Genomic DNA, 16,469 nt, shown 5'->3' on the forward strand with positions numbered 1-16,469 from the left:
GCCGCGAGAGGCGCCGCGTGTGGGCCGCGCGGCGGTGTTTCTCGCGGCGAGCGCCGCGTTGTGGCTGGCGGGCTGCGCCGTGGGGCCGGACTACGTGCGCCCGGACATCGACACGCCGGCCGCGTTCAAGGAGACGGGCGACTGGAAGATCGCCGAGCCGGCCGACGCGGTGGCCAAGGGCGAGTGGTGGTCGATCTATCAGGACCCGGTGCTCGCCGATCTGATGCGGCAGGTCGACGTCAATAACCAGAACATCAAGGTGGCCGAGGCCAACTATCGGCAGGCGCTGGCGGTGGCGGCACAGGCGCGCTCGGCGTTCTTTCCGACCATCGGCGCCGATTCGAGCCTCACGCGCAGCAGCTCGCGCGTGAGCAACACGGCCGTGAGCGGGGCCGGGGCAGGGGGCATTTCGAACAGCTACAGCCTGTCGGCCACGGCGAGCTGGGAACCGGACATCTGGGGCAGCGTGCGCCGCTCTGTCGAAGCCGGCAACGCCAGTGCCGAGGCGAGTGCGGCGGATCTGGCCAACGCGCGGCTCTCGGCGCAGGCGCTGCTCGCGCAGAACTACTTCGATCTGCGGGTCACGGACGCGCAGAAAGCGTTGCTCGATCGCACGGTGACCGCCTACGAACAGACGCTCAAGCTCACGCAGAATCAGTACGCGGTAGGCGTCGCGCAGCGCTCGGACGTGATCCAGGCGCAGACGCAGTTGCAGTCGGCACAGGCGGCTGCCATCGATATCGAGGTGACGCGCGCGCAACTGGAGCATGCGATCGCGCTGCTCGTGGGCAAGGCGCCCGCGGCGTTTTCGCTTGCGCCGGCGCCGCTGCGTGCGGCGCTGCCGCCGGTGCCGGTGAGTCTGCCGTCGCAACTGTTGGAGCGTCGCCCGGACATCGCATCGGCCGAACGCGCGGTGGCCGCGGCGAACGCCAGGATCGGCGTGGCCAAGGCGGCGTTCTTCCCGTCGCTGTCGCTCTCGGCCTCGGGCGGTTTCCAGAGCAGCAGCTTCGCGAACTGGCTGACGCTGCCGAGCCGGTTCTGGTCGGTCGGGCCGGCCCTGGCGGCGACGCTCTTCGACGGCGGCCTGCGCCGCGCGCAGACCGACGCGGCCATCGCGGCCTACGACGCGCAGGTGGCGACCTACCGCCAGACGGTGCTCACGGCCTTCCAGTCGGTCGAGGACAACCTCGCGGCGTTGAACTACCTGGGACGCGAAGCGGCTGTACAGAATCAGGCCGTGCAATCCGCACGAGATGCGTTGCAACTCATCCTCAACCAGTACAAGGCCGGGACCGTCAGTTTCCAGAATGTGCTGACGGCACAGACGACGGCGTACACCGCCGAGCGTACCTCGCTCACGATTCTCGGTCGTCAGTTCACCGCGAACGTGCTGCTCGTGACCGCGCTTGGCGGCGGCTGGCATGGCTTGACGGGTGCTGCGGCGAATGCAACGAGTGCGGCGAATGCCGCCAGCGTGGCGGCTGCGGGCAATCCCGGCGCGGCAGGGCGTGGCGCGGGCGGCACGGGCGCCGTCCCCGCCGGCGCAACGGGCCCGACGGAAGCAACGGGAGCAACGGGTGCGACAGGCACGGCCGGCGTGGCCCGCGCACAGGAATAACGCACTGTGCGGTCGGTCCGCGCCCCAACGTTTAAGGTATTTCCGAACTTCCCAATCGGACAGCCGGAAGTCGGCCTGAAGAATCGTCTGAACCCCGGTGACGCGAGTAGCACAGACGGCGGGATCGTGCCATTGTGCAATTTCACGTCGATGCGCGACCAGACAAGCTTTCAGGTCGCAGTCGCCGCTCTATCGGGCGGCATGCGGGGCGCGAGCCGGCCGACCACACCGCGTGGCAACGACATTCTCGCGTCCCGGCAATGTGACGATTCCCAGCCAGTTTGCCCGTTTCCTTTTTGCCAGAATGGATCCGCTTTGCTGCAACGACCGGGCGAAGCGCGGCGCGACGAGCGCCGTCCACGAGATGCCAGATGACGAAGGGGAGGGGCAACGATGACGATCAACGTCGTGGTCGCGGACGACCATCCGATAGTGCGTTATGGAATACGGCGACTGCTCGAGGAGCGGGAGATGATTCAACTGGTGGGCGAGGCGGCCAATTCGTCCGAACTCGTGAGTCTGCTCGCGAAGGCGCCATGCGACATCCTCGTGACCGACTTCTCGATGCCGGGCGGCCAATTCAAGGATGGCCTGTTCCTCATCGGATACGTTCGCAGGTACTTCCCGAACATCAAGATCATCGTCGTGACGATGCTGGAGAACCTCGCGATTCTGCGCGGCATGCTCAAGCTCGGCGTACACTCGATTCTCTCGAAACTCGACGAGCAGAGCTCGATCGCGGACATCGTGTGCGTGGTGGCCGACGGCAGTCGTTACATTCCGGCCGGGCTTGCCACGCGCCTGCACGATTCCATTGCCGACGATGCCGAGATCGACGCGTCCAAGCTCTCGAATCGCGAAGTGGAGGTGGTGCGGCTGTTCGTGTCGGGCCTGACCATCAGCGAGATTGCGGTCAAGCTCAGCCGCAGCGTGAAGACCGTCAGCTCGCAAAAGACGAACGCCATGCGCAAGCTCGGGCTGGATCGCGACGTCGACCTCTATCACTACGCCACGCGCACGGGCATCGCATGAAGGACGGCCGCCGGCGCGCCCCGCGCCGCCCGCGCCACCGTCAATCCGAGACGGGCGTCACGCCGGCAGGCGGATGGCCCGCATGTCGCGCAGGATCAGTTCCCCCGCCCGCAGCATCTGCTTGAGTTGATGCGCCACCTGTTTCATTTCCTGCACATGGGTCTCGGAGGCGTCGGGTTGCTGCTCCTGCGCCACGACGAGTGCATCGAGCCGTCGCGTGTAGTCGCGCATCGCTTCGCTGGCCGCCTGCGCATCGGTCGGCACCGATGCCGCCGGCGCCGCTACCGCCTGCGAGAGCAGGTCGCTGATCGCCGAGACCACCTGCCCCAACTCCCCGCTCTTGTCCGCCGCGATCTGACGTGGCAAAACGTCTGCCAGGCCCGTGATGTATGACGCCATCACATGGTTCTGCACGAGCAGATCGTTGAGCTCGCCCACACAGACCTGCTTGGACTTCGGTTCGAGCATCATCCGCTTGAACGCCGCCCCGAAATTACCGAAGGCGATGTGCATGTCCTTGCGCGCCATGCGATAGGCGAAGTCGTCGCGCTTGCCGTCGCGGCCGGCGCAAGACTCGAGGTAGGCGCGCGTCGACTGCACCGCGTTGCGGATGAGCGGTCCCATGAGCCGGTATTCCCAGTAGGGGAACAGGTACGAGCACACCAGCGCCACGGCCGAGCCGATCAGCGTGTCGATGGCCCGCTCCCCGACCACCGACAGCGATCCGGGCAACAGGAAGTGGAACAGCAGCAGCACGTATGACGACATGAACACGACCGACAGCCCGTAGTTGAACAGCGACAGGCTGTTGCCCATGACCATGCAGAAGAACATCAGCGCGAGCAGCACCCACGGTTTGTGCACGAACGCCAGGATCACCAGCACGCTCACGCAGCCCACGAGCGTGCCGGTCAGCCGCTGTGCGTTCTTCTGCTTCGTGAGGCTGAAGCCGGGCTTGAGAATCACGATGATCGTGAGCAGCACCCAGTAACTGTGGGCCTGCCCGGCCAGTAACGACCAGTTCTCGCAGATGATCAGTCCCGCTGTGATGGCGATCGTCACGCGCAGGGCATGGCGAAAGCTCGGCGAGGAGAAAGTCAGATTTTTCCAGAGCAGTTTCGGCGAATAGCTCTGCCGCGACGTGAAGCGCACGAGCGCCTGGTCGATCTGCATTTCGGTGGCCGCTCCGGCCGTGGCGAGATTGGTGTTGCGATGCATGCGCTCGACCACGCGCGTGCTGCTCCAGACGCGGCGGAATGTGCTGGTGACCGCCTGATAGGCTTCGGGCTCACGCTGCGGCAGCCCTTGCTTGCGCATGAGTTCGATCTCGTACTCGATGGCGCGAAACTCGGCACGCCAACTGCGCTGCGCCCGCGAGGGCTCGTTGGTCGCGATGGCGTAGCCGATGGCATCGACCTCGGTCGCGATCTTGCGGATCATGTCGCGGAAGAACAGCAGCACGTCGTTGTTGGCGAACTCGCGGCGCAGCATCGGGTAATCCGTGTGCACCGACACCACGACCTCGTGCAGGTCCACGATGTTGATGAACAGGTTGAAAAGCATCGTGCGGCGCGGCTCGAGCGTGCCGGTGCGCAGCCGCGGCAGGTTGCGCAGGATGATCTCTCGCGCGGCCTGCTGTTTTTCCACGACATTGACCTGCGCGGCGATGAGCCGCCGGTAGCATTCGTCGATGTCGGTCGAAGTGTCGTAGAACGCGGCCTTGGCCTCCAGATACTTGGCGGTGACGAAGAAGCACTCGGCGAGGGTCTGCTGTTCGATGCGAAACCACCAGACGCGGCACACGACCAGACTGAAATAGGTGTACCACAGCCCGCCGGCGAGTACGGCGCCCGCGTCCAGCACAGCCTGATGCCGGGTGAGATCGGCCTCGACGTTGAGCACCATCATCATCAGGCACGCGAAGCTCACGAGCGAGGCGCGATAGCCGTAGATCACGAGCATCGACAGCCCGAAGGTGAGAATCAGCGTGGTGAGCCAGAGCTGCCACGGCTGCGCGGCGGTGGCCATGCCGGTGATGAGCACCGTGAGCGCGCCAAGCAACGTGCAACTGAGCAGTTCCGTGTGCTTGTGACGCAGTGGACCGTTGATGTCGACCACACTCGCGCACAGCGCGCCCGAGGCGACTTCGATGCCAAGCAGATGCTGGTCCATCCCCCAGAACAATACGAGCGCGGGCATGACGACGCCCACGGCTTGCCGGGTGCCGCTGAAAAAGTAATGGCTGTACAGGAACTTCTTGATGTCGGTCTGGTAGTCCATGCGTCGGGGGCGAGGGGTTCCGCAGCAAAGCCGGCCGCGCGATGGGGTAGGCGCGGCGCAGACAGAGTCTAGCCGATGCCCCGCGCGCCGCGAAGAGGGGAGACTGCCGGTGACTAGCGGCTTATCGTGGAGTCAACGTCGGGCGACCGTCGGGCCGCTGCCGGGTCGCTGCCGGCCGCTGTCGCGGTGGCGCCGCAGTGGCGTGGCGTTCGCGGCATTCGCGGCACTGGCCGCATCTGCGCGGTATTGGCGTGGTATTGGCAAGGTGTCGGCAAGGTGTTGGCAAGGTGTTGGCGGTGAGACGGCGCTACGGCGCCGCGCACGCCGTCACGCATGATGGGGCAGGTTTTCGGAACTGCCCGATCTGCCGCGCCGCGGGGCATTTGCTATCCTTGCGGACAGACTCGCTAAGCCGCCACACCGCATGCTCCATCTTTTCTTTTCCAACCGGTTTACCACGCTCGAAGCCGCGCTGCTGCGCGATCTCGCGCGCACGCCCGGCGACCCGCTGCATGTGGAGACCATCGTCGTGCCAAGCGTGGCGGTGCGCCGCCGGCTGGAACTCGACTATGCGGACGTCTTCGGCGTGTGCGCCAACGTGCGCCTGACCTATCTGGCGCAGTGGCTGTGGGACATGGCGGGCAAGCTGCTGACGGTGCCCGAGAGCTCGCCGTTTGCGCCGGACCGGCTTGTCTGGCCGCTGTATCAATGCCTGGCCCAGCCGTGGGCGGAGGTATCGCCGCGGCTCGCCGGCTATCTTTCCGAAGCCGACGACGTCATGCGCTTCGAACTCGCCGAGCGGCTCGCACACATCTACGACCAATACCTGACGTATCGGCCGGACTGGCTGGAGCGCTGGCAGTCCGGGGCGAGGATCGACCCGGGGACGGCCGCCGGCTGGGGCGACGTGCAACGCGCCGACGAGGCATGGCAGAGCGAACTGTGGCGACAGGTGCTGGCGCATCTGGATATCCGCGAGCGTCATCCGACGCTGCGTGCGATCGAGCGCATCGGGCAGTTGACGCCGGAGACCGTACCGCCGGGGTGGCCGCCGCGCGTGTCGGTCTTCGCGCTGTCGTCGATGCCACCGCTCTCCATGGCGCTGCTCAAGGCGATGTCGCGCCTCATCGACGTGCACCTGTACGTGCTCAATCCGTGCGAGAGCTACTGGTTCGACATCGTGCCGCCGTCGCGGCTATCGTATCTCGCGCAGCGCGGCGCCGCGGCGCATCGGGAAGTCGGTCACCCGCTGCTGGCGGAGTGGGGCCGCCAGACGCAGTCGCACATCGATGCGCTTTACGCCGATCTCGCACCGCAGGCGGTGGAGGACCACGCGCTGTTCCAACCGAATCCCGCCCCGACGCTGCTCGCCGCGCTTCAGAACGGCATTCTCACGCTCGACGATGGCCGTCACGGCGCGCCCGAGGGCGTGAGCGCGGACGGCTCGGTGCAGGTGCACGTCTGTCATAGCCTGGCGCGGCAGATAGAAGTGCTGCACGATCGCCTGCTGGCATGCTTCGACGAGATTCCCGATCTGCGCCCCGACGACGTACTGGTCACCGTGCCGGACCTGGGCCGCGCCGCGCCGCTCATCGATGCCGTGTTCGGTACGGCGACTCCGCGCATTCCTTATCTCGTCACCGGCTTGCCACCCACGCGGACCAACCCGGTGGCGCGTGCGTTCTCGGCGATTCTGGCGTTGCCGCAGCAGCGCGTGGCAGCGTCGAGCCTGATCGAGCTGGCCCGCACGGAGGCGATCGCCCAGCGCTACGATCTCGGCGGCAACGCGCTCGATTCGATTCAGAACTGGCTGCACGCCGCGGGGGCGCGGCGCGGCTGGCGCGGCGACGCACTGTCGCGGCTGGAAGGGCGGGGCACACCGGGCGACGAGGCGCCGGGCGAGAGGGACGCGGTGGACGTGCCCCATGCGCTGGAGCGTCACACGCTCGGAGACGCGATGATGCGACTCTTCCTCGGCTACGCGCTGCCCGACGACGCCCTGCCCGTGGACGACTGGCTTCCGGTCGGCGGCATCGAAGGCGGGCGCGCCGAGCTGCTGGGCCAACTGGCGCGGCTCGTCGACGATCTGGACGCCACGGCCGTTGCGCTGCAAACCGAACGCACCGGTCTCGCCTGGCGCGACCAGCTTCTCGCGATGCTCGAGCAGTTCTTTTCCGACGAGCCGCGCTTTGCCGACGACGTTGCCGAAGTGCGGCTGGCCATCGAGCAGATCGGTTCGGCCATCGCCGACGGCGCACCCGAGGTCCGCGTGCCCGTGGCCGTGGTCGCCCGGGTGCTCGCCGACGCGCTCGACGACCCGACGCGCGGCGGCGTTCCGTCCGGACGCGTGACCTTTGCCGCGATCCCGAGCCTGCGCCTGCTGCCGTATCGCGTGGTGTGCATGCTCGGCATGGACGACGGGGTGTTGCCGGGCCGGGTGCGTGCCGACGAGTTCGATCTGATGCGAGCGTTGCCGCAACGCGGCGATCGTCAGCGCCGCGACGACGAGCGCAACCTTTTTCTCGATCTGATGCTGAGCGCGCAGGACCGGTTTCTCCTGGCTTACACCGGGCGCAGCGTGCGCGACAACGCGCCGCTGCCGCCGTCGACCGCGGTTGACGAGTTGCTCGACTTCACCGGCCAGTTGCTCGCGCCGATGTCGCGAGGCCATACGCTCGAAGCGCAGCGTGCGGCGCGCGACCGGCTGGTCGTGCTGCATCCTCTCCAGCCGTTTTCCCCTGCTTATTTCGATGGACGCGACGCGTCGCTGTACAGCTACGACGTGTCCAACGGCGAGGCCGCACGGAAGCTCGCGGAGCAGCTTGCGTGCCCGACGCCGGACGCACCGGCAGGGCCGTTCGTGCGCGAAGCGCTGCCGGCCCTCGCCCAGACGCATCTCACGCTCGACGACCTTCTGCGCTTCTGGCGCCATCCCGGGCGGGCGTGGGCGCGCGATCGACTCGGCCTTTCGCTGGGCGACGTACTCACCGAGGTGGAGGACGAGGAACCGTTCGTGCTCGACTGGTCAGGGCGCGACGCGCTGGCCGCGCGGCTGTTGCCGCGTCTGCTGCGCCACGATGGCATTGACGTTGACTCGCGCGCCCACGCCGAGCTCGTCGAGCGCATCGCCAGCGTAAGCCACGAGTTGCCGGGCGGCGCCACGGGGGCCGTCTGGCGCCGTCGCGAGCTGGGTGGGCTGCGGGCGCTGGCCTCACAGGTCCGCCAGGCGCAGGCGGAGGGCACCCAGGAGCTGCTGGTCACACTCGCGCTGGAGCCGACCCTGCCACCCGCATGGTGCGAGTCGACCGAAGCGATGTGGCACGCAGACGCAACGCTGTCGGCACAATGCCTGCTGCAGGGACGCCTCGCACCGGTATCGCGGTATGGTCTCGTGATGTATCGGTACGGCAGCATGCTCGCGAGCGACTTGCTCGCCGCGTGGCTCTCGCACCTGGCGTTGTGTGCGCATCTTCAGCAACCGGAGCACGCGGGCGCGGACATTGCGGCGCGCACGCTCTGGTATGGCGAAGACGAAACGTTCGCATTGAAGCCCGTCGACGACGCCGTAACGTTGCTCGGGCAATGGGTGGCGCTGTATCGACTGGGGCAGACGCGTCCGCTGCCGTTCTTCGCGCGCAGTGCGTGGAAGCTCGCGAGCACTGGCAAGCCGACGGAGGCGCAGAGCGCCTGGCACGGCTCGGCCTTCGCGCGGGGCGATGCCGACGATCCGTACACGCGTCTGCTCTGGCGGGGCGTGGAAGACCCACTGGCATCGCCGTTCGATTTGCTGGCTGCCGCCACCTTCGGCCCGCTCATGCAACATCTCGAACGCGTGGAGGGCGCATGACGCAGCTCATCGACCTTGACGTGTTCCATTGCGACCTCGATGGCGTTTGCCTCATCGAGGCGTCTGCGGGGACGGGCAAGACCTGGAACATCTGCGCGCTGTACGTGCGGCTGCTGCTGGAGAAGCGCTTGACGGTCGAGCAGATCCTCGTCGTCACCTTTACCAACGCGGCGACGGCCGAGTTGCGCGAGCGCATTCGCGCCCGTCTGGCGGGGCTGGTCGCTGCGTTGACCCCCGTCTTCGATGATGAGCATGGCGCAGAGGGATCGGGCAGCGGCGAAGGGGACGACGAATTCCTGGACTTCGATCCCGACGCGAGCGACGATCCGCTGTTTACGGTGATGATCGCCGGACTCGTCGAGCGAGCCGACATGACGCCCAAGGCGATTCGTTCGTGCCTGCAAACGGCGCTGCGCGGGTTCGATCAGGCGTCGATCCACACGATCCACGGTTTCTGTCAGCGTGCGTTGGCCGAGGTGCCCTTCGCGGCCGGCTTGCCATTCGCCTATGAGCTGGTGCCCGACGACAACGGCGTGCGGCACGATCTGGCGATTGAGTTCTGGCGCCGGGTAGTCGAGCCGCTCGCCGCCCGGGACGACGGTTTTGCCGCATGGCTGGTCGACCGAAAGCGCTCACCGGGCACGCTCACCGATCAATTGGCGCGTCGTCTGAAAAAGCCGATGTCGGCGCTGCGCTGGCCGCCGACGGTGGAAGCGGACGCACAGACGCTGCAAGACGAGACGCTCCTCGCCACCTATCGCGAGGCGTCCGCATGCTGGGAAGCCGAGGCGGCCTCGATCGCCGAACGGTTGCGCACGGCGCTGCCGGCGTACAAGAAGAACATCTATCACGAGACGTCGCTTGCCCAGGCGATAGCCGCGTGGCAGCGCTATCTGGGCGCGGGCGACTTCGGCGCGCCGTTGAGCCCGAAGGCCGAGCTGCTCACTACCACGCGCCTCGCCAAGGACATCAGGAAGGGCGAGACGCCCCCTGCGCATCGCTTCTTCGAGATGGCCGACGTGCTCGTGCGCGCCCGCGCCGACGCGGACGAGCGCCATGCCATCCAATGGCTGCGCATCCTGAGAGAGTGGCTGACACAGGCGCCCGGGCAACTCGCGCTGCGCAAGCGCGAGTTGCGTGTGGTGTCGTTCGACGACTTGCTCGGCAATATCGCGCGAGCGCTTGCGCAGCATCCCGACCTCGCGCAGGCGCTGCGCGCGCGCTATCCGTGCGCGTTGATCGATGAATTCCAGGATACCGATCCGCTGCAATTCGCGATTTTCAGTGCGGTGTACGGACAACGCAATGTCATGGCACCCGCAGACGAGGGGCGCGGACCGATGTTCATGGTGGGCGACCCCAAACAGGCCATCTACAGTTTCCGGGCGGCGGACCTCCATACCTATCTGGCGGCCCGCGAGAACGCCGACGCGGCGTATACGCTTGCCGTCAATCAGCGCTCGACGCCGGCCATCATCGAAGCGGGCAACCGCCTGTTCGGCGCCAACGACAAGGCCTTCGTGCTGGACGGACTCGAGTATCCGCCCGTGCGTCCGGGGTCACGGCACCGCGCGCCGCTATCGGATGTGCGCGACGTTGCCGATTTGACGGTCTGGTGGCTGCCGGACGACGAACCGCTGCCGAAAGACGAGGCGCAGCAAGCCTGTGCCAAGGCGACGGCCGCGGAGGTGGCGCGCTTGCTGGCGGGGGCGTCGCGCGCTGACGTGTGCATCGGCGAACGTCCGCTGGCGCCGGGTGACATCGCCGTGATCGTTCAGACGCATCGGCAGGGCGCTCTGATGAAAGCGATGCTGGCCGAGCATGGCGTGGGCAGCGTGGAACTCACACAGGATTCCGTGTTCGCCAGCGAGGAGGCCGAAACGCTGCTGCGCGTGCTTCGTGCCGTCGAGTCGCCGGGCGACGTGCGCGCACTGCGCGCGGCGCTGGCCACCGAGCTGTTCGGCCTGGACGCCACGGCGCTCTATCGCATGCAGACGAGCGAAGCGTCCGACGCCGAAGCGATTGCGTGGATCGAGCGACTGCAACGGTATCGTCAGCTCTGGATCGAACGTGGCTTCGCCGCGATGTGGCGCACGCTGATGCGCGAACTGGGGCTGGCCGCGCGGCTGGTCGCCCAGGCGGGCGGCGAGCGGCGCCTGACGAACTTCATGCATCTCGCGGAACTGGCCCAGGCGCGCTGGGCCGAGCAGCCCGGCATGCCAGCGCTGTTGCGCTGGCTGGCTTCGCAGCGCAATGCGAGCGGTGGGGAAGAGGCGCAACTGCGTCTCGAGTCGGACCAGAACCTGGTGCAGATCGTCACCGTCCACAAGTCCAAGGGACTCGAGTACGGCGTGGTCTTTTGCCCGTTTCTCTGGGATGGCGCCGTGCGCGATGGCGGCGGCCTCGACGGGCTCGAATACCACGACGGCCCGACAGCCGTGATCGATTTCACCGACGCTGCGGCCAAGGGCTCGCCGGCCGCAGTTGCGCTGCGGCGAGAGCAATCGGCGGAGCAGGCGCGTTTGCTGTACGTGGCGCTCACGCGCGCCGTCTACCGCTGCTATCTGGCGGCGGGCATCTATTCATCGCGAAGGAGTGTGAAGGAAGCTTGCGCCGGGATGCTCAACTGGCTTGCCGCCGGACGCGGCATGACCTTCGACGCATGGATCTCGCCGACCCTCGACACCGACGAGCGCATTGCGACGATCCGTGCGGCGTGGCAAGCGCTCGCCGGCGGCCCGATCGGGATCACCGCGCTGCCAATGGGCGACGCGCTCGATACCGATACGCGCGTCGCGCACGACGCACCGCCTGCACTGACGACGCGCGCGAGTACGCGCGCATTGCGCGAAGTCTGGCGCATCGGCAGCTTCTCCGGTCTGCTGGCCGCGGCGCACACGGGGCCGCAGTTGGGAGGCGCTCAGCTAAGCGCGCCGGAACGCACGCGCCCCGACTACGATGCCCAGGCCAATGCGGGGCCCACGTTTGCGCTGCCCCCGGCGGCAGACGATGCGTGGCCCCCAGCCGACGACATCCTGCGTTTTCCGCGCGGCCCTGCCGCTGGTGAAAGCCTGCACCGCGTGTTCGAACTGGCCGACTTCCAAGCGCCCGCGCAATGGCCGCATGCCGTGGCGCGGGCGCTGCGCGAGCGGCCGCCGGGCCGTGGCGCGGAGCACAACGACAGCTGGCGCGCGATGATGATGAACATGCTTGCCGATACGGTCTTGACACCGCTGCGTCCCGGATTGCGACTGGCAGACGTCGCGATGTCCGAGCGGCTCACCGAAATGGAGTTCACGTATCCGGCCGACGCGGTCTCGCTCGACGCGCTGCGTGGTGTACTGCGCCAATTCGGCTACCCGGACCTCCCGCTCGATGCCACGGTACTGCGCGGCTATCTGAAGGGCTTCATCGACCTCGTATTCCGCCACGACGGAAAGTGGTGGATCCTGGACTGGAAGTCGAACTATCTCGGCACGGCGCCCGAGAATTACGGTGAAGACGGCTTGCGCGAAGCCATGGCCGAGCACGGCTATCACCTGCAGTACCTGCTGTACACGCTGGCGTTGCATCGCTATTTGCGTCGCCGCCTGCCTGACTACGACTACGACCGCGACATGGCGGGCAGCCTCTATCTCTTCGTGCGTGGCGTCCGGCCGGATTGGGCGAGAGCTCATCTGGCCGGTGACGCAGTGCCAGGCGTGTTCTTCGACAAGCCGACGCACGAAATGATCGACGCGCTCGACCGCCTGTTCGCCGCCGGCGAGAACCACGCCCTGGCCGAAGCGTTGTCGCTCGACGCGCAGGGCGGCAAGAGCGACGTGCTCGGGGAGGATGCATGAGTGACGCGCGCGGCGGAAATGCCACGGGCACCGAGAATTCAAGGACCCCCATGAGCGATGCCTCTCTCACGGGCCACGGCGGTTGGGGCGGCCGGAGCGATCAAAGCAGCCGGAGCGATCAAAGCAGCCAGAGCGCCCGGAGCCGCCAGAACACCGAGAGCAGCCGGACCGGTCCCGGCGGCGGCGCCGGGGCGTCACCGCTTGCTGACAGCGGCGTCGTCCGGCTCGCGCAGGGCTTCGCGCGGCGCATGGCGTTGCTCGCACGCGGGCGCGGCGCGGACGACGCCACGTGCCAACATGTCTGGCGTGCAGCGCTCGCCGTCAGCCTTGCCACGGCCGAAGGCCACGTATGCGTGCCGCTCGGCAATCTGCTCGACGCGCAGTCCAGCGGCGAACTGTTTCCCGGCGATGCGCCTGCGCTCTCCGTCTGGCGCGACGCGCTGTTGAGCAGCGGCCTCTGCGCCCCGGCGAACCTCGCTTTCGCGCTCGCGAGCGACGCGCAGCTCGACGCGTTCCCTTTGCTGCTCGACGAGCGTGATCGTCTTTACCTGGCGCGCTATTACAGTTACGAGGCGCGTCTTGCGGCGGCGCTCGGGCGCAAGCTGACGGCCGGCGGGCAGCTTCCGCTCACGCGGGAAGACCGCACCCGCCTGCGTCGCTATTTCGGTGACGGCATGCTCGTCGGTCCCGACGGCCAGCGCGAACCGAATTGGCAGATGGCCGCGGCAGCGCTGGCGTTGCAGCGCGCATTGGTGGTGCTCAGCGGCGGTCCGGGTACAGGCAAGACGACGACGGTGGTCGGGCTGCTTGCGTGCCTGCTGGAACGGGACGCGAATTTGCGCGTCGCGCTGACCGCCCCGACCGGCAAGGCGGCGCAGCGCATGCAGGAGGCGCTCGCGGCGCGTCAGGACCTGCCCGAGACGGTGCGCCGGGCCTTGCCCGAAGCGGCCGTGACGCTGCACCGCTTGCTCGGCGTGCTGCCGGAGTCGGCGCAGCGGGTCGGCAGACGTTTTCGCCACCATGCGGGCAATCCGCTGCCGTATGACCTGATCGTGGTGGACGAGGCGTCCATGATCGATCTTTCGATGGCGACGCAATTGCTCGAAGCCGTGCCGGACGGCGCGCGTTTGATTCTGCTCGGCGACAAGGATCAACTGGCCGCCGTGGAGGCGGGGGCGGTGTTCGGGGAACTCAGTGCACACCGCTCGTTCTCGCCCGAGATGCGCGCGCGGCTGCTCGAAGCGCTCGATTGGCCGCAGGGCGAACCGCCACCGCCGGGACCGTTGGCGGGCGGTGAGGCATCGCCCTCGGCGCGAGGACTCGAAGATACGGTGGTCTGGCTCGAGCGCAACTATCGCTTCGGCTCGCACTCCGCCATCGGGCGGCTCGCCACGGCGATCAAGGCCGGCAAGGTCATCGAGGCGCGCAAGGAATTCACGGTGGCCGAGGCGTCAGCGCCCGCGTTCGCGTCCGCGCGCCTGTCGGCATCGCTTGCGCCGCCTGCCGTTTCGCCACCGCCCGCAGCAGGGGACCGCGTACTGCTGAGCGAGGATGGCGGCGTCCAATTGTCGGCGGCCAATCTGAATGCACTGGCCGACGGATACGCCGCGTATCTCGATGCGCTGGCGCAGGCCGTCACGACGATCGGCCAACTGGGAGACCCGGCCGCCGCCACGGCGGCCGACGTCGCGATGGTCGCGCAGCCGGTGTTCGCGGCATTCGGCCAGTTCCGCGTGCTGTGCGCGACGCGGGGCGGGCGGCGCGGTGTCGAGTTTCTCGGCGCGCAACTCACTTCGCTGCTCGCGCGACGTGCGGGCGTGGCTCTCGGCGCCGGCGCGGGCGCCTGGTTCGCGGGGCGGCCTGTCCTGATCACGCAGAACGAGTACGCACTGAATCTGTTCAACGGCGACATCGGCATTGCGTTGCCGCTCGGCCCGTCCGGGGCGCTGCGCGTGGCGTTCGCAACGCCGGATGGGGGCTATCGTCTCTATTCGCCGGCCAGTCTGCCGGCGCACGAAACGGCGTTCGCGATGACGATCCACAAGTCTCAGGGTTCGGAGTTCGAGCGCGTGGCGATCGTGCTGCCGGAGCAGGCGAGCCGCGTGCTGTCGCGTGAGCTCGTCTATACCGGCGTGACGCGGGCGCGCACTCAGGCGTGGGTCTGCGCGCCCTGGCAAGTGATCGCGTCGGCCATCGCACGGCCGACGCAGCGCGATGGCGGGCTGACCGACCGGCTCGCGCAGGTGCTGGCTACGACGCCTCGTCCGCCGCAGGCGTGATGACGGCCTCGGCGACGGAGCCCAGCCGCGTGACAAGCAACTGGTCGATCTTGTAATTATCGATGTCGACCACTTCGAACTTGTAGCCGGCCGCCTCGGTGGCCTCCGACTTTTTCGGAATTCGCTTGAGCTGGTAGATCATGAAGCCGGCGATGGTTTCGTACTCGCCTTCGCCGGGCAACTCGTCGATATCGAGCGCCTTCTTCACATCCTCTACCGATGTCACCCCGTCGACGAGCCACGAATGCTCGTCGCGCTGCACGATCTGGTCTTCGTCGGCAGGGTGGACCACGTCGCCCATGAGCGCGCCGACGATGTCGTTGAGCGTGACCACGCCGACCACGAGGCCGTACTCGTTGATGATCACGGCAAAGCTCTCACGGGTTTCCTTGAAGCGCGCCAGCGCCTCGGAGAGATTGAGCGTGTCCGGAATCACGAGCAGCTTTTTCGCATACAGACGATCGAGGTTCCGGATCACGCTCGAAAGGTCTTCGCTCGCAATGCGCTGGAGCAGGTCCTTCGAGTCGACATAGCCGAGCACGTTGTCGATTTCGTCGCGGCACACCAGGTACTTCGAATGCGGACTCTCGGTGATCTTCTGGCGAATGCTGCGCTCGTCCTCGGAAATAGTGAAGTACACCACGTCGTCACGGAAGGTCATGACCGAGCTGACCGTGCGTGACTCCAGCTCGAAAACGTTCTCGATCAGATGCAGTTCCTGCTTGCGCAGCACGCCGGCCTGGGCGCCTGCCCCGACCATGGCCGCGATGTCTTCGGAGGTGATGTTCTCGATGGCATGCGTCGGCAGTTTGAAGATGCGCAGGAACAGGTTCGCCACGCCGTTGAAGACGTAGACGAGCGGGCGCAGCACCTTCAGGCAGAGCAGCATTGGGTCGATGATCGCCATCGCGACGCGCTCCGGATTGACCATCGCGAGCCGCTTCGGAATCAGGTCGGCGAACTGGATGAACGCGATCGTGATGAAGAGGAACGAGCCGATGCCCGCGAGTCGCAGCGCGAGCGCCTGGTCGGCCACCGGCGAGAGCCACGTGAACAGATAACCCGTGAGGAAACTCTCCCCGAGCACCCCGCCCAGCACGGCGACCGCATTCACGCCGATCTGCACGACGGTGAAGAAGTTGCCGGGCTGCTCCTTGAGTGCGAGCACCTTGACCGCTTGCGCGTCGCCTTTTTCCATGAGCACCTGAAGCTTGGTGCGCTTGGCGGCCGTGAGAGAGATTTCGGAGGCGGAAAAGAAAGCGCTCGCCAACACGAGCAAAAAGATACTGAAAAGAAAGCCGTAACCACTCATATCGATGTCCCTGTATGTACGAAAGCGGGCGCACAGCAGCGACGTAGGCCGGCGCCGCCCGAATGACGGAAGGGCCGGTGACAGGAGACATTTCAAAACAAGGCCGGCGAGGCCATCATTTTGAGATGCCTTCGGGCTGGGGACCGGAAAGATCGTCCGGGCCCGGCGTGTGCGGCGAGCAAGCTCTGCCGCCTACGCCTTCCGCGGGGATCGCGGGGTGCGTCAGCCGTCGGCTGTATCGCTTGTCCGATAGCATGCC

At 67.1% G+C, this 16,469-nt stretch carries 7 protein-coding genes; 5 read left to right on the forward strand and 2 right to left on the reverse strand.

The window, feature by feature from the left end; genetic code table 11:
* Window positions 1-19 precede the first annotated feature (19 nt).
* On the forward strand, window positions 20-1,618 hold the full coding sequence (locus PNO31109_RS15540; RefSeq protein ID WP_244958187.1) for an efflux transporter outer membrane subunit: 1,599 nt from the start codon (window positions 20-22) through the stop codon (window positions 1,616-1,618).
* A 393-nt stretch (window positions 1,619-2,011) separates the two neighbouring features.
* Window positions 2,012-2,650, forward strand: coding sequence for a response regulator (locus PNO31109_RS15545; protein ID WP_150556372.1), 639 nt, complete (start codon window positions 2,012-2,014; stop codon window positions 2,648-2,650).
* A gap of 57 nt (window positions 2,651-2,707) precedes the next feature.
* On the opposite strand, the gene PNO31109_RS15550 is transcribed toward PNO31109_RS15545, so the two are convergent.
* Window positions 2,708-4,930, reverse strand: coding sequence for an FUSC family protein (locus tag PNO31109_RS15550; RefSeq protein WP_150556373.1), 2,223 nt, complete (start codon window positions 4,928-4,930; stop codon window positions 2,708-2,710).
* Window positions 4,931-5,354: 424 nt separating this feature from the next.
* Here PNO31109_RS15550 and recC point away from each other — a divergent pair, with 424 nt between their 5' ends.
* The 3 genes from recC to recD are packed head-to-tail and all read left to right on the forward strand — an operon-like array spanning window position 5,355 to window position 14,898.
* A complete protein-coding gene (gene recC / locus PNO31109_RS15555) occupies window positions 5,355-8,777 on the forward strand; it encodes an exodeoxyribonuclease V subunit gamma (protein ID WP_150556374.1) in 3,423 nt (1,140 codons plus the stop codon).
* A complete protein-coding gene (recB, locus tag PNO31109_RS15560) occupies window positions 8,774-12,619 on the forward strand; it encodes an exodeoxyribonuclease V subunit beta (protein ID WP_150556375.1) in 3,846 nt (1,281 codons plus the stop codon). The genes recC and recB overlap by 4 nt, the downstream gene beginning before the upstream one ends.
* Window positions 12,620-12,669: 50 nt before the next feature.
* Window positions 12,670-14,898: an exodeoxyribonuclease V subunit alpha gene (gene recD, locus PNO31109_RS15565; protein ID WP_174966423.1), complete on the forward strand. Its 2,229-nt coding sequence runs from the start codon at window positions 12,670-12,672 to the stop codon at window positions 14,896-14,898.
* Here recD and paeA read toward each other — a convergent pair.
* A complete protein-coding gene (gene paeA, locus PNO31109_RS15570; protein WP_150556377.1) occupies window positions 14,870-16,210 on the reverse strand; it encodes a polyamine export protein PaeA in 1,341 nt (446 codons plus the stop codon). The two genes, recD and paeA, sit on opposite strands and share 29 nt — an antisense overlap.
* Between the last annotated feature and the right edge of the window lie 259 nt (window positions 16,211-16,469).

This window comes from Pandoraea nosoerga (assembly GCF_902459585.1).
In the GTDB taxonomy this organism is placed as follows: domain Bacteria; phylum Pseudomonadota; class Gammaproteobacteria; order Burkholderiales; family Burkholderiaceae; genus Pandoraea; species Pandoraea nosoerga.